19 protein-coding genes and 5 pseudogenes are annotated in these 21,697 nt (G+C 69.6%); 11 read left to right on the forward strand and 13 right to left on the reverse strand.

What is annotated here, in order from left to right; translation table 11 throughout:
- Positions 1 to 127 precede the first annotated feature (127 nt).
- Entirely contained in the window at positions 128 to 1,075 is a 948-nt protein-coding gene (locus ACWD0Y_RS14090) for an MBL fold metallo-hydrolase (RefSeq protein WP_450260620.1), read from the forward strand.
- A gap of 209 nt (positions 1,076 to 1,284) precedes the next feature.
- On the opposite strand, the gene ACWD0Y_RS14095 is transcribed toward ACWD0Y_RS14090, so the two are convergent.
- The 4 genes and pseudogenes from ACWD0Y_RS14095 to ACWD0Y_RS14110 form a co-directional block, all read right to left on the reverse strand.
- Complete coding sequence (locus ACWD0Y_RS14095) at positions 1,285 to 1,638, reverse strand: TetR/AcrR family transcriptional regulator (protein ID WP_450260621.1); 354 nt, start codon at positions 1,636 to 1,638, stop codon at positions 1,285 to 1,287.
- Positions 1,639 to 1,782: 144 nt separating this feature from the next.
- Positions 1,783 to 2,250: a MarR family transcriptional regulator gene (locus ACWD0Y_RS14100; protein WP_450260600.1), complete on the reverse strand. Its 468-nt coding sequence runs from the start codon at positions 2,248 to 2,250 to the stop codon at positions 1,783 to 1,785.
- On the reverse strand, positions 2,247 to 2,741 hold the full coding sequence (locus tag ACWD0Y_RS14105; RefSeq protein ID WP_450260601.1) for a MarR family winged helix-turn-helix transcriptional regulator: 495 nt from the start codon (positions 2,739 to 2,741) through the stop codon (positions 2,247 to 2,249). The genes ACWD0Y_RS14100 and ACWD0Y_RS14105 overlap by 4 nt, the downstream gene beginning before the upstream one ends.
- A 170-nt stretch (positions 2,742 to 2,911) precedes the next feature.
- Positions 2,912 to 3,058 (reverse strand): annotated as a pseudogene (locus ACWD0Y_RS14110) (Tn3 family transposase); the annotation flags it as partial.
- A gap of 865 nt (positions 3,059 to 3,923) precedes the next feature.
- Here ACWD0Y_RS14110 and ACWD0Y_RS14115 point away from each other — a divergent pair.
- Both ACWD0Y_RS14115 and ACWD0Y_RS14120 read left to right on the forward strand, forming a co-directional pair.
- Entirely contained in the window at positions 3,924 to 5,399 is a 1,476-nt protein-coding gene (locus ACWD0Y_RS14115) for a radical SAM protein (RefSeq protein ID WP_450260602.1), read from the forward strand.
- 66 nt (positions 5,400 to 5,465) lie between these two features.
- Positions 5,466 to 5,614, forward strand: a pseudogene (locus ACWD0Y_RS14120) (tautomerase family protein); the annotation flags it as partial.
- Between the two features lie 104 nt (positions 5,615 to 5,718).
- Here the strand turns inward: ACWD0Y_RS14120 and ACWD0Y_RS14125 are convergent.
- Entirely contained in the window at positions 5,719 to 7,071 is a 1,353-nt protein-coding gene (locus ACWD0Y_RS14125) for a hypothetical protein (RefSeq protein ID WP_450260603.1), read from the reverse strand.
- Between the two features lie 606 nt (positions 7,072 to 7,677).
- Here ACWD0Y_RS14125 and ACWD0Y_RS14130 point away from each other — a divergent pair.
- Positions 7,678 to 8,480 (forward strand): IS5 family transposase gene (locus ACWD0Y_RS14130; protein WP_450260604.1). Its coding sequence is split into 2 segments (ribosomal slippage): positions 7,678 to 8,026 and positions 8,026 to 8,480, totalling 804 coding nucleotides; the frame shifts between segments, so codons are not numbered across the junction.
- Positions 8,481 to 8,714: 234 nt separating this feature from the next.
- A pseudogene (locus ACWD0Y_RS14135) lies at positions 8,715 to 8,865 on the forward strand (IS701 family transposase); the annotation flags it as partial.
- A gap of 143 nt (positions 8,866 to 9,008) precedes the next feature.
- On the opposite strand, the gene ACWD0Y_RS14140 reads toward ACWD0Y_RS14135, so the two are convergent.
- The 3 genes and pseudogenes from ACWD0Y_RS14140 to ACWD0Y_RS14150 form a co-directional block, all read right to left on the reverse strand.
- Entirely contained in the window at positions 9,009 to 9,605 is a 597-nt protein-coding gene (locus ACWD0Y_RS14140; RefSeq protein ID WP_450260605.1) for a hypothetical protein, read from the reverse strand.
- A 532-nt stretch (positions 9,606 to 10,137) separates the two neighbouring features.
- A pseudogene (locus ACWD0Y_RS14145) lies at positions 10,138 to 10,640 on the reverse strand (GNAT family N-acetyltransferase).
- Positions 10,641 to 10,959: 319 nt separating this feature from the next.
- Positions 10,960 to 11,217 (reverse strand): annotated as a pseudogene (locus ACWD0Y_RS14150) (YciI family protein); the annotation flags it as partial.
- A 374-nt stretch (positions 11,218 to 11,591) separates the two neighbouring features.
- Here ACWD0Y_RS14150 and ACWD0Y_RS14155 point away from each other — a divergent pair.
- The 3 genes from ACWD0Y_RS14155 to ACWD0Y_RS14165 all read left to right on the forward strand — a co-directional run bounded on the left by ACWD0Y_RS14155 (position 11,592) and on the right by ACWD0Y_RS14165 (position 13,456).
- Positions 11,592 to 12,530: an aldo/keto reductase gene (locus tag ACWD0Y_RS14155; RefSeq protein ID WP_450260606.1), complete on the forward strand. Its 939-nt coding sequence runs from the start codon at positions 11,592 to 11,594 to the stop codon at positions 12,528 to 12,530.
- A 21-nt stretch (positions 12,531 to 12,551) separates the two neighbouring features.
- Complete coding sequence (locus ACWD0Y_RS14160) at positions 12,552 to 12,899, forward strand: MerR family transcriptional regulator (RefSeq protein ID WP_450260607.1); 348 nt, start codon at positions 12,552 to 12,554, stop codon at positions 12,897 to 12,899.
- A gap of 179 nt (positions 12,900 to 13,078) precedes the next feature.
- Positions 13,079 to 13,456 (forward strand): hypothetical protein, encoded by a 378-nt coding sequence (locus tag ACWD0Y_RS14165; RefSeq protein ID WP_450260608.1) that lies wholly within the window; start codon positions 13,079 to 13,081, stop codon positions 13,454 to 13,456.
- A gap of 252 nt (positions 13,457 to 13,708) precedes the next feature.
- Here ACWD0Y_RS14165 and ACWD0Y_RS14170 read toward each other — a convergent pair whose 3' ends face one another.
- The 4 genes from ACWD0Y_RS14170 to ACWD0Y_RS14185 all read right to left on the reverse strand — a co-directional run bounded on the left by ACWD0Y_RS14170 (position 13,709) and on the right by ACWD0Y_RS14185 (position 18,171).
- Positions 13,709 to 14,629, reverse strand: a complete 921-nt coding sequence (locus ACWD0Y_RS14170) for a class I SAM-dependent methyltransferase (protein WP_450260609.1) — start codon at positions 14,627 to 14,629, stop codon at positions 13,709 to 13,711.
- A 271-nt stretch (positions 14,630 to 14,900) separates the two neighbouring features.
- Positions 14,901 to 16,004, reverse strand: a complete 1,104-nt coding sequence (locus tag ACWD0Y_RS14175) for an NAD(P)-dependent alcohol dehydrogenase (RefSeq protein ID WP_450260622.1) — start codon at positions 16,002 to 16,004, stop codon at positions 14,901 to 14,903.
- 2 nt (positions 16,005 to 16,006) lie between these two features.
- A complete protein-coding gene (locus tag ACWD0Y_RS14180) occupies positions 16,007 to 17,410 on the reverse strand; it encodes an aldehyde dehydrogenase family protein (RefSeq protein ID WP_450260610.1) in 1,404 nt (467 codons plus the stop codon).
- An 8-nt stretch (positions 17,411 to 17,418) separates the two neighbouring features.
- Positions 17,419 to 18,171: a (5-formylfuran-3-yl)methyl phosphate synthase gene (locus ACWD0Y_RS14185; protein ID WP_450260611.1), complete on the reverse strand. Its 753-nt coding sequence runs from the start codon at positions 18,169 to 18,171 to the stop codon at positions 17,419 to 17,421.
- Between the two features lie 507 nt (positions 18,172 to 18,678).
- Here ACWD0Y_RS14185 and ACWD0Y_RS14190 point away from each other — a divergent pair.
- Positions 18,679 to 19,212, forward strand: coding sequence for an EF-hand domain-containing protein (locus ACWD0Y_RS14190; RefSeq protein ID WP_450260612.1), 534 nt, complete (start codon positions 18,679 to 18,681; stop codon positions 19,210 to 19,212).
- A gap of 49 nt (positions 19,213 to 19,261) precedes the next feature.
- Here the strand turns inward: ACWD0Y_RS14190 and ACWD0Y_RS14195 are convergent, their stop codons facing one another.
- Positions 19,262 to 20,131 carry a helix-turn-helix transcriptional regulator gene (locus ACWD0Y_RS14195; protein WP_450260613.1) on the reverse strand — a complete coding sequence of 290 codons (870 nt, stop codon included), beginning with the start codon at positions 20,129 to 20,131 and terminating at the stop codon, positions 19,262 to 19,264.
- A gap of 149 nt (positions 20,132 to 20,280) precedes the next feature.
- Here ACWD0Y_RS14195 and ACWD0Y_RS14200 point away from each other — a divergent pair, with 149 nt between their 5' ends.
- Positions 20,281 to 21,204, forward strand: a complete 924-nt coding sequence (locus tag ACWD0Y_RS14200; RefSeq protein WP_450260614.1) for an SDR family NAD(P)-dependent oxidoreductase — start codon at positions 20,281 to 20,283, stop codon at positions 21,202 to 21,204.
- Positions 21,205 to 21,537: 333 nt separating this feature from the next.
- On the forward strand, positions 21,538 to 21,672 hold the full coding sequence (locus ACWD0Y_RS14205; protein WP_450260615.1) for a hypothetical protein: 135 nt from the start codon (positions 21,538 to 21,540) through the stop codon (positions 21,670 to 21,672).
- Positions 21,673 to 21,697: the final 25 nt, after the last annotated feature.

Raw genomic sequence — 21,697 nt, forward strand, 5'->3', positions numbered from 1 at the left:
GCGTATGAGACCGCAGGAATTTTGATCTTGGACGGCGGCGGGTACCTCCTGATCTCCTGAACTCATGAACGACGACACAGACGCACAGCGCCCGAAGCGGCGCATCCAGGGTTTCGGTCGACGTACGGTGCTGCGCGGCGCCACGTTCGGTGCGGCCGCTCCGTTCCTCCCCTCCCCCGCCGCCGCGGCGACGGCGACGCGCAGGAGTTCGCCGGCCGGTTCGGCGTCCTTCCGCTGGCTGGGCACGTCCGGCTGGCGCATCGACATCGAGGGGCGGACGGTGCTCTTCGACCCGTACGTCACCCGGTTCAAGACCGGCCTGTTCGACGGGGGCTTCAAGCCGGGTACGAAGCTGAGGTCCGATCCCGAACAGGTACGGAAGCACATCGGCCGCCCCGAGATCGTCCTGGTCAGCCACTCCCACTGGGACCACATCGCCGACGTGCCCCACATCGCCATGACCACCGGCGCCCGGGTCGTCGGCACCGAGACCACGTTCCACCTGCTGGTCGCGTTCGGTGTCGACCCTGAGCAGATCTCGGTCGTGAAAGGCGGCGAGGTGTTGGACTTCAACGGATTCACGGTCGAAGTCGTGTCGAGCTTGCACAGCCGCAACAAGCGGCACACCTATTTCGCCCCGGGCACGCTCAACGCGCCACCGTCGGCAGCCCCCCGTACCATCTCCGACCTGCCGGAGGGTGACACGCTCGCTTTCCAGGTGACGGCCGGAAGCGGCGGAACCTCGGCCTTCCTGATGGGCGCCAGCGACTTCTCCGAGCGGGCGGTCCAGGGGCTGAGCCCCGATCTCGCGATGATCGCGGTGCCGTCCAGCGCCTCGACGTCCCGCTATGTGCCCCGGCTGCTGCGGGCACTCGGGCAGCCCGGCGTCGTCGTGCCCGTCCACTGGGACAACTTCGAGGAGCCCTTGAGCGAACCACCGCGCCGCGACCCGGTGATGGACCTGGACGCGTTCGTCGCACTGGTCCACCAGGAGTCTCCGGCGAGCCGGATCGTCGTCCCGGACTACCGCACCACCTACGGCGGAGACATGCGGCCGAAGAGCCTTGCCCCGTAGCGAAGAGCGGGGTTCCTTCGCTGCCGTAGGGCGCCTTCCGGCCGGCTGTGCGGTCCGAGGCGGCCAGTCGGGGGCGGGGCCCTCGTCGAGGAACGGGCGCAGGGCGCCCACGGGGGCGCCGATACAGACGTCCCGGAGTTCCCGGCGCGTGCAGTTCTCGTCGACGAGCCGGCTCAGGCACAGGACCTGGACGAACACCAGCCGGCTCCTCAGCACGGCCTGCACCGTGATCCGGACGCGCCCTGGGAGGCGGGCAGGGCGCCCGGCAGCCGCTCCCGCAGCGCGTCCGGCTCATCGCTGATGATCGTCTGAATGACGCGGTCACCCACCGGCCCCCGGTTCGCGGCCAGGACGGTGTTGAGGTTCTCCGCGAAGTACTCGATGTGGGCGTCCAGACCTTCCGTGAGCTGTTCCTCCAGGGTCTCGGAGGGGTCCGCCCTGCTCCTCGTGAGCAGCTGACCGGCCACCTGCTCGTAGAACGCGGCGAAGAGCTCCCTCTTCTCCGGGAAGTGACGGTAGAGCAGAACGCGGGAGACACCGGCACGTTCGGCGGCCTGCTCCATCGTCACGTCGTCGTGGGGCTGGGCCGTGGGGCTGGGCGGCGAACCGGGGCCGCCGCGACGGCCCCGGTTCGAGTGGCCGAGTACCCGGGCATTGCGTTCGGGGGCCGACGGCTGAATGTTTCACCAATCGGCTCGGGCGGGCGGTCAGGCGGCCGGCGCCGCAAGCTCCGCGTTGGCGCGCTCGGCGACCAGGGTAAGGACGCGGCCGGCGGCGGCCAGGTCCTCTGCGGGTATCCCGCCCCAGATGCGGGCGCTGACGGGGGCGGTCTCCGCGCCGACGGCCGCCATCAGCTCGCGCCCTGCGTCCGTGGGGCGAAGGTGCGCGCCGTCCGCGACGAGCAGTTGCTTGGCCAGCAGCTCGTCGAGAGTGGCGCGGATGTCGGCCGGATCGGCCTTGAGGGAGTCCTGGACCTGGATGACGAGATCGCCCGGTGTCTGCGGGGCATCGGCGGCGATGGCGGCGCGCAGGGCGACCTGCTGCTGGAACGTGCTGCCGTGCCGGGCCAGGACGCGCTCCAGGACGCTGCGGGCGGCGTAGTGGGCCAGAGCGAGGGCTCGGGCGTCGGCGACGGGTTCGGTGGTGGATGCAGTGGTGGAGGCAGTGGTGGTCACGGTGTCGTCCCCTGAGTGCTCTCGTCGTTCGGTACGGATGGAGTGAGAGGTGCGTCAAGCAGGGTCGTCAGCTCGTCGGTGAACGCGCGCGTCCGCGGGGCGTCGAGGCCGCCGAGCGGCTCCAGCAGCTGCTGGAGCAGTTCCTGGACCACCCCGATGGCCTGCCGCGCGACGGTCTGGCCCTGCTCGGTGAGGGCGAGTTGTACGGCGCGGGGGTCGCGGGGGTCACGGGTGCGCTCGACCAGACCGGCCGACTCCAGGGCGCGCGCCAGCTTCGAGACGTACAGCGCCTCCAGGCCGGTGTGGTCGGCGAGTCGGCGCTGGCTGGGCCGCTCGCCGGTGTGCTGCATGCCGTGCAACGACGCAACCAGTACGTACTGCGCGTGGGTGAGACCCAGCGGAGCCACCGCGCGATCGACCGCGACGCGCCACTTGTTGGCGAGCCGCCATACCAGGAAACCGGGCGTGGGACCCGGTGAAGCCTTGCTCATGACCGATAGAGTACATAGCTATTATATCCATGGCTACTATTTTCCGGCGGATGCGACGGCGCACCCCGAACAGACCGACGACGCCGACACTTGAGCACACGACTCAGGGTCAGCCGTATCGACCTATTCGCCCTCGGCGTCCTCGACGACGTCCGGGCCCCGGAAGGGGCCCGGGCCCTGGTCGGGGCCGGCCCCCGGCCGCCGTGGCAGAGGGCGCGGGCAAGCCGGTGGCGGGACTCCTGCACGGTGAGCTGCCGGTTCATCGGACGGCGACAGGTGTCGTCGACCGGGTCGACCAAGGCGAGCAGGTGCACGGTGACGCCGTTCACGGCATGCAGACGCCGAGGTGACGCCCCATCAGGTCAGCGTGGTGCCGTGCAGCGGCGCCAGGCCGTGCCAGTGGGGGCAGCAGACGTGCTCCGGGCGTCGCGCACGGGGGCCCACGCCCGGGAGGGCTGCTGGCCGACGCACAACGCCAGTGGGCTGCTCATCCGACGATTTCGCGGATCAGTGCGTTTCGTTCCGTCACGACGGGGTCGCAGCAACGACGCTGGCCACGGGTTGGCCGGTCTGCTTCCCGGCGCGGGGCGGCCGAGGGCGATGGGTGACATCGCGGAGGCGGCGGTGGAGCGCAGGCGGCTTTCGCCGGAGCCGGGCACCCCGTTCAGTGCGGTGGCGGGGCCGGGTACAGGGCGTTGCCGACGGTGCAGCCGCTCTCTCCTCGCATCCGCTGGATCCGGGAGGGCACACACGCCTTGGTGGCGCCAGGGCTCACGCGGGCAAGAAGACAGTCCTGTGGGACGAAGCCGTTTCCCTTCACCAACAGGAGAACGCCGACCCGGCCACCGTCCGCCTCGTCCACCCGGCCACCCTCCGGCACCCGGGGAAGTTCCGCGCGGAGCCCCTCGTACGGCAGCCGGGGCGGTTCGGGCGGCGGGGCGGAGGTCAGCGGAAGGTTATCCGGGCAGTCCACGCCCCGACACACCACCAGACAGTCACTCACCCCACTACGCGACAACACTCTCCTGGCTCCTGGCACTTCCCAGTGGTCCGCGCAAAGAAGCGCCAGGTGGACTGGCGGCCCCGGCTCGCCCTGCCTAGCGTCAGTCGTGGTCAACGCCCCGCCGTCCGTCGTGCCGCGGGGCGTCCGGCCTTCGCCACGTAACCGGGGGGTACGTCAGGATGTCTGCCATCGGAAATTCCGGGCTCTTGGGGAGCCGGTTCGATGCACTTGCGAGCAACACGATCGACTACTGGATGCTGCCGGACGATCCGTCCCTGACCAACCACGGCGTCCTCGACGCCGTGTCGGCGGCGCCCGTTCTGCCCGACGCTTCCCTGCAGCTCTACATCCACGTACCGATATGCGCGCAGAACTGCACCTTCTGTGCGTTCACCGGTGCGAACAGCATCAGCTACAAGATGGCGGAACGCTATTCGAAGCTGGTGATGTGGCAGCTGACGGACCTCATGGACCGCGTCCAGGTGAACGGCCACCACATCAGCTCCGTGCACATCGGCGGAGGCAGTCCGGACCTCCTCGGGTCCCATGTCGGCAGAATCCTGGAAGGCGTCAGGGCACTGCCGGGCTGCACCGACACCACCGAGTTCTCCGTCGAGATGACGCTGAGCACCACCCAGCCCGGCTTCATCGAGGAACTGGTCCGCCACGACGTGACGAAGGCGTCGTTCGGAATCCAGACGCTCGACCCGGACCTCCGTGCGCACATGCGCCAGCCGCGCTCGCTCACGCACCTGTCGAAGGTGCTCGACATGATCGACGGGCGCATTCCCGTCGTCAACGCCGACCTCATCACGTGCCTGCCGGGCCAGTCCCTCGCCATGGCCCTCGACGATCTGCAAGCCCTCATCGAGCACCCCTCGATCAACGCGATCAGTTCCTACCTGCTGACGTCCGGCGCCTCGCCGTCCCTGATCGGCGGGCTGCTCTCCGGCGCCCTGCCGCAGCAGGCGTCCCCGCACGACCGCGCGCTCATGCGCCTCAACACCTACGGCACCCTGCTGCGCCAGGGGTGGGTGCGTCGCGGCACCAACACGTACATCGACCCGTCCGCCGTGCCCGCGACCGCACTCGACAAGATCAGCGGCAACGAGTGCCTGGGACAGAGCCACCATGCGGCGTTCCTGCTGGGCGTCGGCGCCAGCGCGATCTCCAGCATGCCCGGCGTCCGGCTGGAGCAGGTGAGCTCCCTGGGCCAGTGGATGGCCGCCGCGGAGCGGAAGGAGCACCCGCTGCACCTGCCCAAGTGCGCCACCGTCCCGCAGGCCGACACCGCCCTGTGGGTCTTCCCCCTCCGTCACGAGGGGCTGCCGCAGCACCGATACGACTGGATGCTCGCGAACGGCGCGCTCGACGACGAGCAGGTCCGAACCCTCCGGACCCTCTGCGACGAGGGCCTCGTGCGGCACACGGCCGCGGGCTACGAACTCACCGTCCTCGGCGAGGTCTTCATGGGCCACCTGGTACGCCTGCTGAAGAAGGAGGCCAACCGCAAGGCCGTCGACGACTACATCAGCGAAGGCCTCGCCCTGGGCAACGCGATCGCCGCCGGCGAACTCAAGGACCGCCGCAGCGTGAACAACCGCCAGGTCGCCGACCTCCACCTGAGCGGGACCAGCACCGCGTCGACGCCCTGACCTCAGCAGCACCGAGGTGAACCATCCCCACCGCCTCACGACGGCCCGCCGGCTTCCCCGGCGGGCCGTCTCGGCCTGGTCGAGGACGCCACCACCACCGTGCTCGCGGCCGCCGGGCTGCCCCGGCCGAGGCACTGTGTGTATGGGTCCTGGTGCACGAGCAGCCGGACGGCACCCGGGAGGCGGGCGGCTCCGTCGTCCGGTACGCCGACGTGGGACGGGCCTGCGCCACCGCCGGAATGCCGGGGACGACCATCACCCTTGGGGGACCCGCTACCGTCCATGTGACGGCAGCGTCCCGCCGATCACTGCCCGCCGGTCACTGTCGCCCGGGATCCGGCTTCCCGTCCGGGGCGCCGATCAGCGGCAGCACCATCCGGAACCGGTTCGGGGTCTCCTGGATTACCTCGAACTCGACGCCGACCGGGATGTCCAGCTCCAGAAAGGCCTCGATGGTCTCCCTGGGCTTCCTCACCAGGCTGCGCAGAAAAGTGGGGTCCTGCCGCGCCCGCTCGATCACACGCCGCTCGATGGCCTGACGGTCGGTGCGGGCGAACAGGGCATGCCACCGCGCGGCCTTGCGATGCTCCGCCGCGAGATCGGGAGCCGCCGACATTTTCCTCGTCGGCTGCGGACCGTTCTTCGTCACCGGTGATCCGTTCATGGCCGCTTGCGCTCCGTACGGACTGCAGTTCGGGGCCGCCTGAGGCAGACTGTTCTGCAGTCCCCAGTTGCAGAACACGTCGTGGCGCGTGGCCAGCCCGTTCGGGTTGGTGATCCGGCCGTACCCGTCGTCCTGGAACAGCCAGTTGCACAGGTCGGCGGGGGCCTGGCCCGCGAAATAGTAGTCGTCTGTTCCCGTGCCGATGAAGTTCTCGCAGAGAGTAATACCCGTCTCTGAATACACGGTCCCCGTGTCCGGCATCCACGTGATGTAGAAGGCATCCCAGTAATCCGGGTTCAGGTTCGAGGTGATCATGCTTTCTATGTAGTCGGACGGCGATGTGTCACCGTTCTCGACGAACAGCCCTTTGGGGTCGATGAGCACGAACCACCTCTGCGGCAACAGGATCTTGGCGAGCACGACCTTGGATAGCGTGACCGTGTTCGTGGTCATCGTCTGGAAGGCGAGGCTCTTCGCGTCGGGCACGGACAGTTCGGGCGAGGCCATCGTCCACACAGGGGCGACTTCACCCGTCGCCGGGTTGGTCCACGTCCTGCCCCAGTTCCCGGGTATGTCCTCGAGAATCGCGGCCAGATCTGTTTCCGCCTGCAGGAAGCTCTCACTGAACCGAGCCCACACGTCGGCCGCCACGCCCCTGAGATTCGGCGGTGTGTCGGTGACGTAGCCCCAGAATATGTTCGCCACGGCCGCCGAGAAGAAGGCGTTACCGGGAAACGGCACACCCCCTATGCCCCAGAGCGCGTCGTCGATCACGTTGGCGCAGAACTCTTCTCCGGGGTCGTAGGTCGGATCCTCGGTCACCCTCTCGTAGCACTCATTGATGGCGTCCTGCATATAGTCATGGAGATGGTTCAGCCAGTCCATCTCGTTGCCGATGTTGTTTTTCGCCCAAGCCACCTGTGCGTCCGTCGGGGGCGGCGGTTCTTCTTCCTGGAATTCCGTCGTGGTGTTGTCGCCCAGCGTGCCGATGAGAACCGCCGGCTGCACGTCGCACCCTTGCGTCTGCGAGCGGCGATAGATTCTCCGCTGCGTCACCGTTCCGTCGGATGCGAGTGGAATCGAGTGGAATATCGACGAGATAACACAGAGCATAATGGCTGCCCGACGGGGAACTCCAGGGGCCGAACGGACTTTCTCCGGAATCGTTGACGAAAGTCATCGCGTACTGGTTCCGGGTGTTGTCCGGCCACCATGGATTCACTGCGGGGAACGGCGCATTCTGCGCGTACCAGGAAGGGGTGGGTGCCACGGTGGGTGCGTCCGGCGCCGCGTCCCCGGAAATCCGACTGTCGCTGAGCTGCACGCCACCGAAGCTCCGGTCGGAAAGCTGTTGATCGGCCATTTTAGTTCCCCTTCCTTCACACGCTTCGATCCGTGTCCGACGGGCGCACATCAGTGCCCCGGTGACCAAATGAGCCACCATGAATTCGCGAAGGAAATTACGAGAAGGGGGACCTGCGAGCCGGACGTACGAGAAAGCCGTGCGGGAACAGCGGTACATAATCGATCTACACGATCAACGGTAATTCCCCTCTGTGGCGGCCGCAACCTGCCGCTTAGACGTCATCTCATTTGGGTTCGTAATCTTGAGGCATGACAATCGTGGAGCGGCTGGTCCCGGACGGGTTGTGGGAGTTGTTCCAGCGGGTGGTGCCACCCGCGCCGACGCGTCCGCAGGGCGGTGGGCGGCGCCGGTACGGAGACCGTGAGGTACTGGCGGCGATCATCTTCGTGGCCACGTCAGGCTGCACGTGGCGGCAGTTGCCCCCATCGTTCGGGCCGTCGGGTCCGACGGCCCACCGGCGGTTCACGGAATGGAGCAAGGCGCGGGTGTGGGCCAAGCTCCACCGCCTGGTCCTGGACGAACTGGGCTCGCGCGGCGAGCTGGACTGGTCGCGGTGCGCGATCGACTCGGTGAACATGCGGGCCCTGAAAGGGGGGACCTGACAGGTCCGAATCCTGTCGACCGGGGCAAGAAGGGGTCGAAGATCCACTTGATCACCGAACGGACCGGTCTGCCCCTCTCGATCGGGATCTCCGGCGCGAACCTGCACGACAGCCAGGCGCTCGAGCCGCTCGTGCGCGGCATCCCGCCGATCCGCTCCCGCCGCGGCCCGCGTAGGCGACGGCCGGCCAAGCTGCACGCGGACAAGGGCTACGACTACGACCACCTGCGCCGATGGCTGCGCAAGCGAGGCATCCGGCACCGCATCGCCCGCAAGGGCATCGAATCCTCCACCCGGCTCGGCCGGCACCGCTGGACCATCGAACGCACCATGTCCTGGCTGGGTGGCTGCCGACGCCTGCACCGTCGCTACGAACGCAAGGCCGAGCACTTCCTCGCCTTCACCAGCATCGCCTGCACCCTCATCTGCTACCGCAGACTCGCCAAATGAGATGACGTCTTAGCACTCCAGCCATAGATCATGATCTTGCCGATCGGGGCCGGGGCGGATGCGAGTGTGACCACCGTTGATCATCGTGAGTTGTGTGGACCGACGATGAGACGGTGGTCACAGGTCACACCATAGATCGAGGCCGTTGGCGGGATGCGTTCGAGATAACCATGAGCTGTATCACGGGTGGGCCTCTTCGCCCGGGTCGAACCACGGCTGCGGGCCGGGCGTTTGATGCTGGGGCTGATGTCGGGCCTGCCCCGCGAGAACTGCTGGACGATCACGGAGTGGGCAAGAGAGAAGTCCTCGCACGGCAATGCAGCAGCTGCTGTGGAGGGCGCTCTGGGGCGCCGATGCGGTGCGTGACGATGTACGCGAGTACATCGAGCCTCCGCCACCTTGAAGTCGCAGGTCGTAGGGCTGGTGTGACCGGTTCTCGGGATACTCGCGCTGGTCGTGGCGGTAGCCTCCGGAGTAGATCGTCCGTCAGCGGTCACCGAGGCGTCGGCAGACGACCGTTTCCCGGACTCACGGCGCCGCGGGCATTCTCTCGGCCGTGCGACGGCGCTTCCAGTACGCGACGGTCAGCACGGCCAGCAGCGGCCCCCAAAGGATCAGCGGCGCGTAGCAGAAATAGAACCAGGCAGCCTCCCAGCCGGTGGCCCGGCTCGGGGAGCCGGCCGGCAGCTCGTCACCTCGGATCGTCGTGCCCCTGATCTCAGAGGCAATGAACAGGACAGTGAACAGGAGGGTGAGAATCGTGGCCCCGGCGGCGGCCGGGATGACCGCTGCCTTCGTAGGGATCCTGCGGCCGCGCAGGAACGGAACCCCGTCCGGGAACACCTCGCCCCAGCGGGCGATCAGGCCGATCGCGGCGAACGCGAAGATCTCGGACATTATCGACAGAAGGGCAATGTACGCCCGCTCACCGACCCCGGTCCCGCCGTCGAACGCGGCCGGGAGCCGCCAGATACTCGAGGGCAGGACGGTCAACGGCACGGCGTAGGCCACGAGTTGCAGCCGCCGAGACACTCCGGCAACGGGTTCGTGGGCCACCCGCCATGCAGCGCGCAGTCGCCCGAAGCGGGCGGCAGTGAGTTCTTCGACGCGCAGGAGCGGCTGCATACGCGGTCCTCGACTTCGGTGGACCGGTGGTCGGCCCGTTCGCTCATGAAGATTCCAGCCAGGGGTGCCACCGAGGATCGCTCTACGGGCTGCACTCGGCTCCGCCTGAAGGCCGACACGGCCGTGCGACCGAAGAATGACGGCAGGTGGCGCCCGGCAACCAGAGGCCGGACTGTGCAAGCCTGGTTCTGGGAACTGGCGAAGCTCCCGCAGCGTGTGAGCCCTTCGCCTCGACGGTGCGCTGCTGCTTGGGCGGAGCATCCACGCCCGTCCGCAGCATCTGGTCGATGAACGGCTTGTAAGCAGCCGTGTCCCCCGAGGTCGCGGTCTCTCGCGGGGCTCCGGCCAGGCCGACTCCAACGCCGTTTTGACCATGAGGAGTCCGACACCGCGCTCGCACATCAAGGCCCGGCAGGACGTCCCGCCCGTACATCACGGCGGATCGCCCCGTACAAGTCCACCTTGTACTTCGGCGGCGCCGGATCATGTGGGCATGAAGCCCCGGGTCGCGCCCCCGGGTCACGCCCCCGGGTCACGGCAACGAGCGCGTGAGCCCTACCACTTCACCGATGTCGTCCGTGGAAACGTGATCCCGCTCGAACCCGGGCTTCTCAAGGACACGGAACGGCGGTGTGTTCCACGCGCGGACGGTCGACCAGAGCCGTTTCCGCCCGGTCGTGGCAGCGGCATCGAGCACCGCGCCGACCGCTTCGGTGGCGTAGCCACGCCCATGCACGCGCTGGAACAACTCATACGCGATTTCGGGTTCCGCTACGGTGGAACGGCCGGTGATCAGCCCGCAGTAGCCGATGAAGTCTCCTTCGTCACGGCGCCGGATGGGCAGCAGGGCAATTCCCGTGGACTCCGTTGCGGTGAGCATCTCCACGACGGACGCCCGGATGTGCTCAACCGTGGGGTTCCCTTGGCGTGTTCGCAGAGGAGGGCACAGAACTCAGCGGCGTCCGACTCGGCCCACGGCCGGAGTGTCAGCCGCTCGGTCTCAAGGTGGAACGGCATCGTCTCGTACGTAGACATGCCCCTAATCCGCCTCACGGACCGTCATGATCTACAGCAGGGGCCGGCCCTGCCCGCCAACGGCGAAAACGGCCACCCGGCAGCGTCCACCCAGCTCAACCCCCTCAACTGAAACAGGGAGATTGGCGTCGGTTTTCGTTCCGATGCTCATCAAGCCCCGAGTTCCCCGTGGGTTCGGGGAAACCGAAGGCCATTCAGGGCGAACCCACGGGTCCACCGGTGTGCGTCAGGGCGACACACTCGTGGGTTCGGGTGGAACGCGAGGGTGCCGAGCGGTCCGAAGGGCTTCGGCGGTGACGCAGGCCTGGACGTCCTCGGGTCATGACGGCCGCCCGCCGGACTGCCAGTTGTGCCCCTCGGTGCCGGCGTACCGGTCCGGGGACAGAATGGCGCGTGCCGTGTCCGGGTCCGGCACCCGGACCAACACAGCCGTGCCCAGCCAGGTGGTGCCGTCGTCGGACAGCAGCGGCCCGTAGGTGATCAGCTCGTCCCGGCCGGGCGGCACCGCGAGGTCGACGGCCTGCCCCGCGCCGAGGCCGATCACCAGGTACCGGTTGCCACCGGCCCGGCCGCCGGGGATCACCGGGAATCAGTCGTACTGTGCCAAAGCGGGACGGTTGTCCCCCATGGCCGTTGTTTGCCTGCGGCTTCGGCGCGGCGAGGCACGGCAGTTGTCACCGGCTCGGCGTGCCGGTTGTCACCAGCAGCGCGGGAAGCAGTGCTGTTGTCTCCGGCTCCGGCGCTCCATCGGCCACATGAGCTGTACGGCGTCCTTGTCCGGCGGCCCTGTGCGACCTGCTCGGCGGGCCGCTTACCAGGATCGCCCTCCGAGGGGGGCATCGTCACGCGCGTCCGTCGCACTCGGCGCCGAACCCCCGGAGACCGGGTCTCGAACCGCCCGCCACAACGGCTCTTGACCTGGAGCGCGCTCCAGATCCGAGAATTGGCGGCATGAACACCACTGCCCCTCAGGTCGTCCTCGGGACGATGGACTTCGGCACCCGCGTCGGCCCCGATCGGGCGTTCGCGATCCTCGATTCCTTCGTCGCCGGCGGCGGTGTCTGGCTGGACACCGCGAACTGCTACTCCTTCTGGGCCGACCCCAGTGGCGTCGGCGGCGCCAGCGAGCGCCTCATCGGCGCGTGGCTCCGGGCCCGTCCGGGCGCACGCGACGTGGTGCGGATCGCGACGAAGGTCCGGCAGAACCCGCTCGTTCCGCACTCCTGGCCGGAGAGCGCCGAAGGACTCTCCACGCGCGCCGTCCACGCCGGTGTGGAGGAGAGTCTGGGACGTCTGGGAGTCGATCACGTCGATCTGCTCTGGGCCCACGCCGAGGACCGTGCCGTGCCGCTGGAGGAGACGGTCGGCGCCTTCGGCGAGCTGGTCGCGAAGGGAGTGGCCCTGCGGGTGGGGGCTGCGAACCATGCCGCCTGGCGCGTAGAGCGCGCCCGGTCGCTCGCGCGGGAGCGGCGCGTGGAACCGTGGACGGCCCTGCAACTGCGCCACTCGCTCGTCCAGCCGCGCCCGCTCACCCCCCTCGCGGAGGCCGGCCACCGCATGCTCAACGCCGAGGACCTGGACCTCGCGCGGTCGGAAGGACTTGCCGTGTGGTCGTACAGCTCACTGATGTGGGGTTCCTACGAGCGCGCGGACAAGCCGCTTCCGCACACCTATGATCACCCCGGAACGCCCCGGGTGCTCGCGGTCCTGGACGACGTCGCCGACGAGCTCTCGGCCACGAGGAACCAGGTCGTTCTCGCATGGCTGATGCGGCAGGGGATCGATCCCATCGTCGGCGCGAGCCGGGCGGAGCAGATCGAGCAGGCACTCGCCGCACGCCGTGTGCGGCTCAGTGACGAGCACCTGGCGCGCTTCACCGAAGCACGATAGCGCGGTCACACAAGGAGTCCCATGACCACCCTCACCCCGGCCGCGGCCGCCGACCGCACCGGCGTCTCCATCGACACGCTGCGCTACTACGAGCGCGAAGGGCTCATCGGCCCGATCCAGCGTTCCACCGGCGGGCGCAGGGAGTACACCGAGGGCGATGTCTTCTGGATCGGCCTGGTCACGTGCTTCCGCGAGGCCGGCCTCGGCATCGCGGACCTGCGGGAGTTCGTCGCCCTCCTGCGCGCCGAGCGCCCTCCGCAGGACCGGGTCGCCTTCCTCCGCGAGCGTCGTGCCGCTCTGGAGCAGCGGGCGGCGGCACTGTGCCGGGCCATGGATGTCCTGGACGAGAAGATCGCCTACTACAGCTGAGCGCCCAGAGCCTGGCCCCGCTCAGCTCGCGCCTGGCCACCGCGCATCGCGCGGGATCCCGAACTCCTCGCCGTCCGGCTCCGGCACAGCGCACCGTCTGCCACTGGCTCAGGCAGGCAGCCGGGCACACGGACGGCCTTCCCTGCCACCGGGCCGTCGAGCCGTCGAGCCGTCGCGCCGTGGCTCAACGCACACGCCGAGCAACCGGCCAAGGCGACCGGCGACAACCTGCGAGTCCTCGCCGATCGCGTCGCACAGCGGAGCGAGGCCGTCTACGCCGGACAGCTGCCCGGACACCTGCGCGGGGTGCAGTACGAGTCGTCCCGCCGGCGCGGCGCACGGGCCGACGGCTGCCGTGCCGTCTGTGCGGGAAGAGCCAGGCGTCGGCGTGGGATCACTGCCACGAGCACGGCCATGTCCGAGGCCGCTGCGCGGCAGCTGCAACACCCGCGAGGGCAAGGCCACGCCGTACTGCTTCCTCCAGGTCGAAGGCGGCGCACTGCACCTCCTGGAGTGCGGCGGTTCTCCAGACACTTGAAGTGGTCTCTCCCGGGTGATACCTCGGCATCCCTCAGCACGCCTCCGGCTCACAGCGGAAGACTGCACTTTGCCGGATGGGTGGCGCAGGCCCGTCACAGCCTGTCGAGCTCCCCCGTCGTGCCCTGCCGCGTTCACCGCGGGCCGGCGTCCCGCCGCGACTTTATGCACTGCCTGAGTTCCAGGACCGGCAAAGCAGAAGGTGCAGCATCACCAGGCCCTGTGCCTCTTCTTCTCCCGAGGTACCCTCTCGCGCCTATCTGCGCGAGTTCTTAAGCGCAGCGTTGCCGTCGGGGCTTATCCGCGAAGACCCATCGGTTGCCCGCCAGGGCGTCGTTCTCCTCGGGCAGCGGGCCGCGCCCGTGACGGCGGGTGAAGTCGAAGGGGGTGCGGACCGATGTGGACCAGCCCAGGCTCGCGAGATCACCTGCGGAGTCGGGCCGCGGCTCCCTGTCGAACAGGTCGAGCAGGTCGATGCCGAGCTGGTGTTTCGTCGAGGTGTAGAGCGGGCTGTCGCGGTATTCCAGCAAGTCCTTTTCGAGCTTGACTTCGAAGGCCAGAGCGCTCCCTTCCGCGCTCAACCGGTCCACCGTGTCGATGAGGTACGTCTCGGCGGCGGGCGGCAGGTAGAACAGCAACCCCTCGGCCAGCCAGACGCTTGGTGCGGCCGTGTCGAAGCCGGCGTCGGCGAGCGCTCCGACCCAGTCGGCGCGCAGATCGATCGGAATGGGTACGCGCGCTGCCTTGGGGGTCGCCGACAGCCCGTTGAGTACCTTGTGCTTGAACGCCAGCACTCCTTCCCTGTCGATCTCGAAGATCACGCAGCCGGGAGGCCAGTCGAGCCGGAACGCTCGCGCATCCAGCCCCGCCCCGAGCAGCACCACTTGGCGGGCGCTTCCTGTGCGCACCGACCGGAGGAGAAAGTCGTCGAGGACCCTCGTCCGCAGACCGAAGTAGCGCGCGAATCGTCCCCACAACGGGCTCGCGTCCCCGTCCGGGACCTGTTGTATGCGCACCGGCCAGCCGGCGGACGCCGGTGCGGCGTGCACGAAGTGTTCCGCGTAGACGTCCTGTGCCAGGGCGTCGTGGCGGTGGGTCTCGATCGCCCGTGCCGCGGCGACCAGGAGAGCGGTCACGCCCACACCTCCTTCCACGCTTCCCCCGTCGGTGTCGCGATGTGTTGCGTCGGCCACGCTTCCTCCATTGGCGAGTTGAGATCACGAACAGCGAGGGATACGGCTGGCGGGCAGAGGGGCGCGACAACGCCGCTCGGGACTCCCTAGTCCCCCGAGGTCCCTCGAGGCTCCCCGAGGCTCCCCGAGGGGCGCCTGTCGGCGCACGGAACTGCGGTGCGGCGCGCGGTTCCTCGGGCGGGCCGGCCACCGGGAAGCGGTGACCTGGGTATGCCGTCGGGCGGCGGGCTGTGAGGGGCTGCCGGCAGGCAGGGTGCGTCGAATGCCGCACTCACCGCTTCCTCCCCTCCGGAATCAGGACGGGTTTGACCACGCGGCCCGTTTCGCAGTCGCGTTCGGCCTCGTTGATGTCGGCGAGCGGGTACGTGCGGATCAGCTGGTCGAAGGGAAACCGCTCGGCCCGCCACAGCCCGATCAGCCGCGGAATCAGCAGTCCCGGCACTGCGTCGCCTTCGCAGATGTGGGAGATTCTCCTGCCCCGGTCCAGTGCCCCCGGTTCGAGTGGCAGCGTGGTGTGGAGCCGTGCCACCAGGCCGAGGTGGCCGGTCGGGCGCAGGGCCCGGAGCGCGTCGTTGATCAGCTGGGCGGAGCCCGTGGTGTCCAGTGCGTACTGCGCGCCGCCGTCGGTCAGTTGCCGGATACGGCCGGGCAGGCCGGCCGACGCGGCGTGCAGCGGGATCGCACGGAACCGCTCGGCGAGGGCCAGCCGTTCGGGGTGCCGGTCGACGGCCACGGTCACCGCCCCGGCAGCGGTGGCCGCCATCACCGCGGCCAGGCCCACCGCTCCCGCGCCGAAGACCGCGATGGTGTCGCCGGGCCCGGCGCCGAAGGAGTTGAAGACCGCTCCGGCGCCGGTGAGGAAGCCGCATCCGAGCGGTCCGAGCAGTTCGACGGGCAGCGAGGGATCGACCCGGACGGCGTTGCGGGCCGGGACCATCGCGTACTCGGCGAACGAGGACTGGCCGAACCACCGGGGGGCCAGTTCCTCCCCGGCCACGTCGGTGAACCGCGCCGCGTTCTCCCTGCGCCCTCCGAAGAGGTTGAGGGAGGCGAAGGAGACACAGTAGGCGGGGGCCGCGCTCATGCAGTTCCGGCAGTGTCCGCAGGAGTCGAAGCTCAGCACGACATGGTCGCCGGCGCTCAGACCGGTGTCCGGGCCGCCCGTCTCCACCACGACTCCGGCCCCCTCGTGACCGAGCACCGCCGGCAGCGGTGAGCGGCCCGCCGAACGCCGGATCGCGAGATCGGTCCGGCACATCCCGCAGCCCGCGATCCTGACCAGGATCTCGCCGTCGGCCGGCCCCGCGTTCAGGATCACCTCCTCGACGCCGAACCGGCTCTCGTACGAGCGCAGTACCGCCGCGCCGAACCTCATCGTCACGCCTCCTCCGGTCGGTGCACGACGAACGGCCTGAGGTTCCCGTAGAGCCCCCACGGCCCGCCCGCGACGCCGAGACCGCTTTCCTTGATGCCCGCGAAGGGCTGGGCGAGGGAGAGTTCGGCGTGGTGGTTGATCCACGCTGTCCCGCACTCCAGCCGGCCGGCCACCGCCTCGGCCCGGTCGAGGTCGGTCCCCCACACCGAGCCGCCCAGCCCGAAGCCGGTGTCGTTGGCCGCCTCGACGGCTTCGTCGAGGCTCCCGTACGGCAGCACCGGCAGGACCGGGCCGAACTGCTCCTCCGCCACCACCGGGCTGCCGGACGGGACATCGGCCAGGATCGTCGGGGCGAAGAAGTAGCCCGGTCGGTCCAGCCGGTGGCCACCGGCCACGGCTCGGGCACCGTCTGCCAGGGCCTGGGCCGTACAGCGCTCGACCCGGGCCAGCTGGGAGGCGTTGTTGACCGGGCCCAGTTGCGTGGCCGGGTCGAGGCCGGCTCCGACGACGGCGGTCTTCGCGCGTTGCGCGAGGGCCTCGACCACCTGGGAGCAGAGCCGGGCCGGGGCGTAGACGCGCTTGACCGCCATGCAGACCTGCCCGCAGTTGCGGAACGCCGCCCAGAACAGCCGGTCCGCGATCTTTTCCACGTCCACGTCGTCCAGCAGGATGGCGGCGTCGTTGCCGCCCAGCTCCAGGGTGACGCGGGCGAGCGAGGCCGCTGCGCCCTGCGCGACGGCCCGTCCGGTGGGAGCCGAACCGGTGAAGGTCACGTGGCGGACCCCCGGATGGGACGCGAGGCGGGCGCCGAGGGGTTCGTGACCGGTGACGATCGTCAGTACGTCCTCGGGGAGGGCGGTGGAGATGACGGACCCCAGCAGCCGTGTGGCGAGGGGCGTGAACGGGGAGGGCTTGAGCACCACGGTGTTGCCCGCGGCGAGCGCGGGCGCGAACTTCGCCGACGCGAGCTGGAGGGGAAAGTTCCACGGGACGATCGCGGCGACGGGTCCGAGCGGGCGCCAGCGGATCTCGCTGCGTACCGGCCGACCGTCCGTGATGGGCTGGGGCCCGGGGTCCAGCTCGGCGAAGTAACGCAGGCGGGCCGCCGTACGGGCGACCTCCGCGTACGACTCGACCAGGGGTTTGCCCTGTTCACGGGTGAGCAGCGGAGCGAGGTCGGCCCCGGCAGCCTCCACGGCGCCGGCTGCCGCGAGCAACGCGGTGGTGCGGGCGACGGGGTCGGCCCGCCAGCTGCGCCAGGCTTCGTGGGCACGGCCGACGACGGTGTCCAGCTCGTCCGGCTGCTGGGCGGGAGCCTCGTCGAAGGTCTCGCCCGTTGCCGGATCGATGACTGCGAAACGCTCGCCGCGGGCTCCGGGCGCGCGACGGGGCTGACTTGTCGGCATACCGGCGGTCAGTTCGCGGCGACGGCAGCCGCGTACTCCCGGGCATGCCGGTCCATCTCCGCCCGGAAGGCGGCCACCAGGTGCGGCTGGATCCTTCCAGTATTGCGGTCGCCCCCTTCGCAGACCGCCCCGCGCACCCCCACGATGTCCGTGCCGATGCGGGTCAGCGCGCCGAGGTCCCCCACCTTGACGCTGCCCGCGAGGGCGGCGAGCAGATCGGCCTCGTGGGCCAGCCGGACGAACTTCGCACAGACGTCGGGCGGAACGTGGTCGAACAGCCGTGTCCCGTCCTTGACCGCGGTGTCGAGCATGGCCGCGTCGGAGCCGGAGCGGCGTGCGATGTCGGGCAGCGCGAGCGGGTTGACGCAGCCGATCCGGTGGGCGTCGGCGTAGCCCGAGGCGACGACGAACGCGTCCGGCCGGTAGTCCTTCACTGCCCGGACGACCCCTCGCATGACATCGGTGGCCTGGTCGGGCGTCGTGCATCCGTAGAGGCCGACCTTGATGTAGGTGGCTCCGGAGACAGCGGCGCCGAGCGCCGCCTGGGCCACCGTGCCGGGCTTGTACGGCACGTCGCCCACGGTGGCGGACACCGGTTTGTCCGCCGGGACCGCTTCGCGGATCTCCCTGATGACCCACGGGAAGTTCGCGCCGAGCGAGCCCTCGTCGGGCTTCTTGACATCGACGATGTCGAGGTGTTCCGCCGCCTTCGCGCAGTCGAGGGCCTCCTCGACGCTGTCCGGGGAGATGAGAAGTAACATCCTGGGCTCCTTCCACCGCACGCCCACCGGCCTGGAAGCAGGGGTGCGGAGTCGCTTGGATTTCTTGCGGCCCGTTCAATCATTGGGGCGGCCCATGACCGCCGGTAGGGCGCGCGGAGACTGAACGGGGTATTGCCGGCGTGCCCAGTGCGCCGCGCGCGCCGGTTCGAACCAGCTCCCGCCCGATCCGCAGGTTCCGGGAGCGGTTCCTCACCGCCGACGAGGAGGCGTGGAACGCGACGCCGGCCGGGCGGTGACAGGACCGGGGCATGTTTCATGCCGGAGCGTCGCCGTTTTCATTCTTTCTGTTGAACAGCCCGTCTTCCCCAGGGCACCGGATTCCGCAGCCCGCATAGTGACAGCGCGACGGCCGTACGACCGCCGGCCGGCCACGGGCTCCCCCGCCCCGCGCTGGTGTTCGCCGCCCCTGCCGGCGGCTCACCGGTGCACCGCCGGGCCGTCCTGCACGGCTGTCCCGTCTCCTGGTCCGACGAAAGGCAAGAGCCCATGCGGAACGAAGCGATCAACCGGGTCAAGCTCGTGTTCACCCTGTTCGACGCCGACGGAAACGAGGTTCTGGAGTCCGACGACTTCGATCTGATGAGCAGTCGGGTCGCCGCAGCCGTCCCCGAAGCCGACGAGGCACGGAAGCAGGCCATGCGCGCCGGCTTCACGCGCTACTGGAACACGCTGGCCGGTGAACTCGACACCAATCACGACGGCCGGATCACTTACGACGAGTACCAGGCGTGCGTCCTGTCGCCGGAGCGCTTCGGCGAAGCGATTGACGAGTTCGCGGCCGGCTTCGCGCGCCTCGGTGACCTGGACGGCAGCGGTACTGTCACCCGACCGGTGTTCATCGGCATGATGAGGGGGGTCGGCTTCGACCTGCCGAACATCCACGCACTCTTCGACGCCTTCGAGCCCGATGACGACGACCGGGTCCGGGTGGACGTCTGGGAAGCCGAGATCAAGAACTTCTACGCCCCTGACAAGGGTGGTATCCCCGCGGACCTGCTGGCGACTTCTCCGGCAGCCTGATCCGGCCCGGCCCGGCCCGCTCCGGTGCGCATCTCGTGGCCGGCAATCCTCAATACGCATCAGGGTGCGCTGAGCGGCCGCCTGTGACGCGCAGGAGGTCGAGCTTTCCCGCATCGCTGCTTCCGGCCGCTGCCGTGTAGGTGACCATGCGCAGGTCCGCGCCCGGAACGATCAGGACGTCGCAGTCGAGCAGCATGTCACCGATCTCGGGATGCCCGATCGTCTTGCGGTCGGTGGTGTGCTGGGCGGCGGCTGTCCGCGTGGCCCAGTGGTGAGCGAAGGCACCGGATTCTTCCCGGAGGTCGTGCACGAGACGATCGAGCTGGGCGTCGGCGGGGTAGCGGGAGGCGGCGTCCTTGAGGTCGGCGACGATTGACACCTCGAAGGCGTCCTGTCCGCGCTCGGACTGAACGGGAAGCATTGAGGCATGAGCGGCGCCGTTGCCGAAAAGGGCGCGCGCGAGGTTCCGTTCGGCTTCGGGGAGGACGGTGGGGTCGCCGTGCAGGGCGCTCCAGAGGGTGTTCCACCACACCAGGGTCCAGTCGGCGGTGAACACCCCGATCGGGACGTCGCCCAGGCGCGCGGTGAGCCGCTGGATGCCCGGGGGCACATGGGTGCTGACCGTGCCGTCCTGCGGCGGAAGGAGCCCGGCGCTGCGGTACAGCTGGTCGCGCTCGGTCCGGGAGAGCTGAAGGGCCCGGGCAAGGGCGCCGACGACCTGGGCCGAGGGGTTCTTCGCGCGTGACTGTTCCAGGCGCAGGACGTAGTCGACCGAGAGCCCGGCCAGCTGCGCGAGCTCCTCGCGGCGCAGGCCCGGGGCGCGGCGGCCGGCCGTCGCGGTGAGGCCGGCGTCGGCCGGGGAGAGGCGGTCGCGCCAGGCGCGCAGGAGTGCACCGAAGGTGGAGAGGGAGGCGGCCATGGCTCCATTCTCACCGCTCGGCGCCCGGCGAGCCTGGGTACTGCCGGTCCTGGTGACGGGGAGGGCACTGGTTGGCGGTGGCGCAAACGGCGAACGTCGGTGATGCGTCCGGCCGGACGCACACCGGCTGAACAGTCAAGGAGCCTCCCATGCGGCACACCGTCGTGATGACCGGCGCGAGCCGCGGGATCGGCCGCGTCGCCGCGGAGCACATCCTGCGCCAGTCGCCCGACGTGCACCTTCTCGTCGTCGCCCGCGGGTCCTCCGGTGCGCGCCTGGCCGCGGAGTTGCGTGCGGGCGGGCACACGGTCTCGCACGTCTCGGTGGACCTCGGCTCGCTGGACAGCGTCAGCTCGGCCGCCGCCGAGATCCGCGACCGGCTGGAGTGCGGTGATCTGCCGCCGTTGCGCGGTTTCGTGGGCAACGCGGGCATCCAGTACACGAACGCGCTGACCCAGGGGCCCGACGGGTTCGAGTCCACCTTCGCGATCAACGTGCTCGCCAACCACCTGTTCGTCCGCCTGCTCCAGGACCGATTCGTGGCTCCCGCCCGGATCGTGATCACCGCCAGCGACACCCATTTCGGTGACTTCAAGCACAACATGGGCATGGTGCCCGGTCCGGCATGGAAGTCCCCGGACGTCCTCGCCCGTCCGGGCGCCTTTCCCGAGCCGGACACTGCGGCCGGCGGGCGTACCGCGTACTCCACCAGCAAGCTGGCCGCGATCTACCTGGTTCACGAGTACGCGCGCCGACTGCCGGCCGGGATCGACGCCGTCGCCTACAACCCGGGGTTCGTCCCCGGCACCGGCCTCGCCCGGAACGCGGGACCCGTCTCCCGGTTCGCGATGCGCCGCATCCTGCCGGTCATGACCCTCACCCCGTTCGCGACCAGTCGCAATGCCGCCGGGCGCTGCCTCGCCGACGTCGTCCTCGGTACGACCGAGGCGCCGACCGGGTCCTACGTAGACCGCACCCGTGCGACCCGGTCGTCCGAGGAGTCCTACGACCCTCAGCGCGAAGGCGAGCTCTGGGACACCGTCGAACGGTTCACCGCGGCGTACGCTGCCTGAGCTGTGGGCCTCCGGGCTCGGCCCGGAGTTCGACGCAGCCCTGGTGCCCGTCGGCTGAGCCCCTGGGGCCCGGTGGGCCATCGGGCCTTCCGGGGTACTCACGTGTGTCACCCGCGCCGTGATCCCGCCCGGGGCGCGAAGCCGGGAGCCGGGAAGGTGACGACGGTGCGGGGCCTGTGCCGGCCACGCCCGGCCGTCCGGGGGGGTCCGGGGACCGCACCGGTGAGTAAGTGATCCCCCCTGTTCTGCGGCTGGTGTACGAGCCAGGACACCGGGACCTGCACCTGCCGCGACCGACCCGCCCGAAGATCTTGGTACAGCGGTCAACGGTCAATGACGAACCCCGTCCACACCCTCGCCGCGCACCGGACCGTCTGGACCGAACGGCGGGTGGACCCGGTTGTCGCGGGAGTGGTGGAGCGGCAGAACCGTGCCGTGCGCGAACTCAACGGAACACGTGCGGCGTGAGCACCGCCATGACGACGGTCGTCAC

The sequence above is a fragment of the Streptomyces altiplanensis genome (assembly GCF_053591575.1).

What these genes read in the sequence shown, in the direction of transcription:
- ACWD0Y_RS14105 (WP_450260601.1), bottom strand. Translation starts at nt 2,741, where the DNA reads ATGAGCAAGGCTTCACCGGGTCCCACGCCCGGTTTCCTGGTATGGCGG.
- ACWD0Y_RS14115 (WP_450260602.1), top strand. Translation starts at nt 3,924, where the DNA reads ATGTCTGCCATCGGAAATTCCGGGCTCTTGGGGAGCCGGTTCGATGCA.
- ACWD0Y_RS14095 (WP_450260621.1), bottom strand. Translation starts at nt 1,638, where the DNA reads ATGGAGCAGGCCGCCGAACGTGCCGGTGTCTCCCGCGTTCTGCTCTAC.
- ACWD0Y_RS14205 (WP_450260615.1), top strand. Translation starts at nt 21,538, where the DNA reads ATGACGAACCCCGTCCACACCCTCGCCGCGCACCGGACCGTCTGGACC.
- ACWD0Y_RS14200 (WP_450260614.1), top strand. Translation starts at nt 20,281, where the DNA reads ATGCGGCACACCGTCGTGATGACCGGCGCGAGCCGCGGGATCGGCCGC.
- ACWD0Y_RS14160 (WP_450260607.1), top strand. Translation starts at nt 12,552, where the DNA reads ATGACCACCCTCACCCCGGCCGCGGCCGCCGACCGCACCGGCGTCTCC.
- ACWD0Y_RS14190 (WP_450260612.1), top strand. Translation starts at nt 18,679, where the DNA reads ATGCGGAACGAAGCGATCAACCGGGTCAAGCTCGTGTTCACCCTGTTC.
- ACWD0Y_RS14185 (WP_450260611.1), bottom strand. Translation starts at nt 18,171, where the DNA reads ATGTTACTTCTCATCTCCCCGGACAGCGTCGAGGAGGCCCTCGACTGC.
- ACWD0Y_RS14195 (WP_450260613.1), bottom strand. Translation starts at nt 20,131, where the DNA reads ATGGCCGCCTCCCTCTCCACCTTCGGTGCACTCCTGCGCGCCTGGCGC.
- ACWD0Y_RS14140 (WP_450260605.1), bottom strand. Translation starts at nt 9,605, where the DNA reads ATGCAGCCGCTCCTGCGCGTCGAAGAACTCACTGCCGCCCGCTTCGGG.
- ACWD0Y_RS14155 (WP_450260606.1), top strand. Translation starts at nt 11,592, where the DNA reads ATGAACACCACTGCCCCTCAGGTCGTCCTCGGGACGATGGACTTCGGC.
- ACWD0Y_RS14180 (WP_450260610.1), bottom strand. Translation starts at nt 17,410, where the DNA reads ATGCCGACAAGTCAGCCCCGTCGCGCGCCCGGAGCCCGCGGCGAGCGT.
- ACWD0Y_RS14175 (WP_450260622.1), bottom strand. Translation starts at nt 16,004, where the DNA reads ATGAGGTTCGGCGCGGCGGTACTGCGCTCGTACGAGAGCCGGTTCGGC.